This window comes from Candidatus Oscillochloris fontis, from assembly GCF_004138135.1.
GTDB lineage: Bacteria > Chloroflexota > Chloroflexia > Chloroflexales > Chloroflexaceae > Oscillochloris > Oscillochloris fontis.
In genome coordinates this window covers 1-4007 of sequence record NZ_RYFD01000095.1, presented here as the reverse complement: position 1 = coordinate 4007, position 4007 = coordinate 1, and the positions used below count along the sequence as shown (strand labels likewise).

Annotated in this window: 2 protein-coding genes; both read left to right on the top strand. The window is 56.1% G+C overall.

Features of this window, described 5'->3' with window-relative positions:
* Positions 1 to 811 precede the first annotated feature (811 nt).
* Positions 812 to 2608 carry a hypothetical protein gene (locus EKD03_RS17935; protein WP_129633794.1) on the top strand — a complete coding sequence of 599 codons (1797 nt, stop codon included), beginning with the start codon at positions 812 to 814 and terminating at the stop codon, positions 2606 to 2608.
* Positions 2605 to 3879, top strand: coding sequence for a flippase (locus EKD03_RS17930; RefSeq protein WP_129633792.1), 1275 nt, complete (start codon positions 2605 to 2607; stop codon positions 3877 to 3879). Before EKD03_RS17935 ends, EKD03_RS17930 begins: the two co-directional genes overlap by 4 nt.
* Positions 3880 to 4007: the final 128 nt, after the last annotated feature.

The window sequence follows — 4007 nt, the reverse complement described above, 5'->3', positions numbered from 1 at the left end:
TGACTGATTTCCCCTTCCATCAATGCGGACAACCCGGTTGCCGTCGTTTGACCGAAGGAGCTAATGAGATAATCACTATAGAGGTCGAACAGTTCATCGTTTTTCATAGTTCAGATTGTAGCATATCCCTGATTTTCTGGGTGCGTAAGGTGAGTTGTATAAGAATTTAGTATTACGGAAATCACGCACTGTCATGCCTCAGAAATCTTCGGTTACCACTTTGAAGAACCATTCTAGCCTCATTCTTTCGATCCTCTGGGCAGTAGGCGTATTCTTTATGGTGGTAAGTATTCAAGGCTTACTGGTGAAGTATGTTGGTGTCAATGCACCGTATTGGGATGAATGGGTGAATTATCGCTTACTTGCTCATGTTGATCAGGGAACAGTAACCCTTCATGAGCTATTTGCACAACATAATGAACATCGTATCTTTTTTCCACGTCTCTTCTGGATTGCTCTCTACCTCTTCTTAGGCGAAAATAACCTCCAAGCGCAGATGTTTGCCTCAGCAATCATTATGGCCTTCGGTGCAGGAATCTGGGTCTTTACGCTTATACGCTTGAATGTTTCGCCCTGGATGGCGCTCTTCTCTTGTCTCTTCTTAACGACACCTGCCCAGTGGGAAAATACCTTTACAGGTTTTCAGTTCCAGTTTTGGTTGCTACAGACATGTGCCATCACTGCGATATGTCTCATGGCGCTTTCATCGCGCCTTGGATGGGGTGTCTTTACTACCAGTATAGTTGCTTGCATTATTGCAACCTTTTCACTCGCTTCAGGAATGCTCGTATGGGGTGCGTGTGGGGCAGGTTTGCTCCTGCGTTTATGGCTGGATGCACCGACATTCGGTGGACTGCTGCGTGATCGTCGTGCATGGCTCAAGGTGGGTATCTTTGGGGTAATGGGTGCGCTCTCTAGCGCCCTCTATCTGAATGGGTTCCACGCTATTGCTGGTCATGCAAGCCTACGTGCGCATTCATTGTCTGAGTTTGTGGGTTGGTTTATACGTGCCATGACCTATCCACTGCTCGAATCTTCACAATTGCATACAGTATTGCTCTCCTTGGCGCAGTGGGGCGTTATCATCGGTGCATTGGTGCTCTATTTCATCCAGCGTCATGATCCGGTAACTCGCCGTAAATTGGTGCTACTGGTGAGTCTGCTCCTCTTAGTCTTAGCCAATGCTGGCTTGACTGCTTATGGTCGTGGTGGGCATCCTGAGATTGCGTCACGCTATATTACACTTTTGCTCTGGGTAAGTGCGCTATTTGTGGTAACAACCTCCGATATCATGCGTTTTGTGGCCCAACGTCGCGGGTGGGTAGCTCATGGTGCCTTGGCCCTGGTAGCACTGATCTTCGCTAGTATCGTCGCCATCCATACCCTGGACTATACCCGTGCCCTGGCCGATTTACCGGTACGACGTGCCGAACGAATGGCCCAAGCAACCACAACGATCAACTATCTGCTCGATCCCACCGCGCCCATCCGTGGCCCCATGCCAACTATTAAGCCGTTGTTTGACGAGGTGCTGAACGATCCTGCCCAACGTAGCCTCTTGCCTGCTTGGATATTGGATCCAACGCAAGTGCTTCCGGCAACCTCATTCGGTGCTGCCTGGGGTTTTCGGGGCGTGCGTTCAGCAACCGATAATCGTGCGAGTTGGGGTTCCTGGTCTGATGATCTCTTAGCTACTGGGCGTATCGAGTCAGCACCCTTTAAGATTACCCAACCCTATCTGATTGTAAATATTACCGGCTACCCCAATCGCTCAGGCAATCGTTTGATCCTCGAAACGTTGGACGGCTCAGGCGATTGGCTGCGCTATAACGACTCGAACCCTGGCCTAGCCTGGCGTGAGTGGCATGTGGATGTCTCGGCCTTCATGGGGCGCTATGTGCGCATTGTGGCAGTTGATAATAGTACTGATGCGCAGGGCTGGCTGGGCTTTGGTAGTGTTCGGTTTGTCTCGCCCACTGTGCGGATCATGGATGCACTTATCGGCAATTTGGAATGGCTGGTGGGCGGTACGCTCATTCTGATCATGACCGCTGCCTTTGTGGTATCCCAGACACCTCCCGATCTGCGCTCGCGCCCGGTAGCTGCTGTCACGCTACTGGCGGTCGCGGGCCTGATTATCTATTGCACCCAGACACCCCCCGCTTCGCAGACGTTCTTCTCACTCCAGCCCCAACGCCTCACCCAAGAACCCTTCGCCATGCTCCGGGCACTGCCAGCCAGTTTTGTAGATACATCGGCGATCAAACGGGTTCCTGATGGCCTCTTTATGCACCCTAATGCGGGGCTGGTCGTTGGTCCGTTTGAGGCGCGTACTCCGCTGTGTTTAACTACTCAGGCCCAGATCGATCCTGCCGCACCGCAAACCCCTGAACACGATGGGGTGCAGTTTGTCGCCTATGTGCTGGTTGATAATCTGGTGCTGGCACAGGCTCAGGCGACGGCTATGCTCGGTCATCCGGCTGAGATGCGGCTGGAGTTGCCCACCAACCAACCCTTTACGATCAGTCTCCAGACCCAGATGCGTAGCAATAGTGCCTACGATTGGGCTATCTGGCATCAACCCCAGATTGCGCCTTGTAGTCCATGATCCTGCGCCGCCTCGCCCAGAATACCGGCTGGCTCATGCTCGACCGCATCCTGCGGCTCTTGGCCGGGCTGCTGGTCAGTTTTTGGCTGGCACGCTACCTTGGCCCTAGTGCCTTCGGTAGCTATAACTATGCCCTCGCACTCTCGATGTTTGTTGGTTCCATAGCGACCTTGGGCCTCGATACGATTGTGGTGCGCGAGTTGGTGCGCGATCCCCCCGCCGCCCCGATGATCCTGGCGAGTGCCGCGTTCCTGCGCTTTGTCGCGGGTTTGGTTGCCGTGGGACTCGCTACCCTTGCCGCTGTCCTCTTACGCCCCGCTGACACGACCATCCTGCTGCTTACGCTGCTCTTCAGCTTGGCAGCGCCTTTGCAGGCGTTCAGCACGCTTGATCTCTGGTTTCAGGCGCAGGTTGATGCGCGCCCAATCGTTACTGCGCGTGCGATTGCATTTATGCTCGCCACGCTGCTCAAGGTGGGTTTGTTGCTGCTCCACGCGCCTCTGCTGGCCTTTGCGGGCATCTTTGCCTGCGAGGCACTTCTGGGAGCGATTGCGGCGCTCGCTGCCTACCAGCGGAGTACGGGGATGCTACGGCTGTGGCGCTGCACCATCGCCCAGGCACGCACACTCCTCGCCGCCAGTTGGCCGCTGATCTTCTCTGGCCTCCTCGTTACGCTCTATCTCCGCATTGATCAGATCATGCTCGGCCAAATGGTCGGTGATGCCGAGGTCGGCCTCTATGCGGCGGCGGTGCGGATCGCCGAGGCATTCCCGCTGCTCCCCATCGCGATTGTCACCTCGGCCTACCCCAGCCTCGTGGCGACCCGCCAGAGCGACCCGCAGCGCTTTGCTGAACATATACGCCGCCTCTACGCGCTGGTGGCCGCGCTAGGCTATGCGGCGGCGCTCGTCGTCTCCGTTGCGGCCCCCTGGCTCATCCATCTCCTCGCCGGGCCGAGCTATGCCGCCGCTGCGCCCATGTTGGTGCTGCTCACCTGGGCGAGTCTCTTTAGTGGCCTGGGGGTGGCACGTAGTGCCCACATGAATGCCGAGAACCTGACCCATCTACACCCGATCACGGTGCTGATCGGGGCGGTGGCGAATGTTGGCCTCAACTGGTTGCTCATTCCGCACTGGGGCGGCTTGGGGGCGGCGCTGGCCTCGCTCTTCACCTATTGGTTGGCCGCGCATGGTACGTGCTACCTTCTCCCGCAACTACGTCCCACCGGGCGCATGATGACGCGGGCTTTGCTCTGGCCCAAGTTCTGGTGACGCACATCCCGGTTTTGACGCAAAGACATGGTTTCAGAAGAGGCAAATCTACTTGACCGTTGCGTCATGGCCCTCACCCCCCTAGCCCCCCTCTCCCGTTCGCTGCGCGAACAGGCGAGGGGGGGATA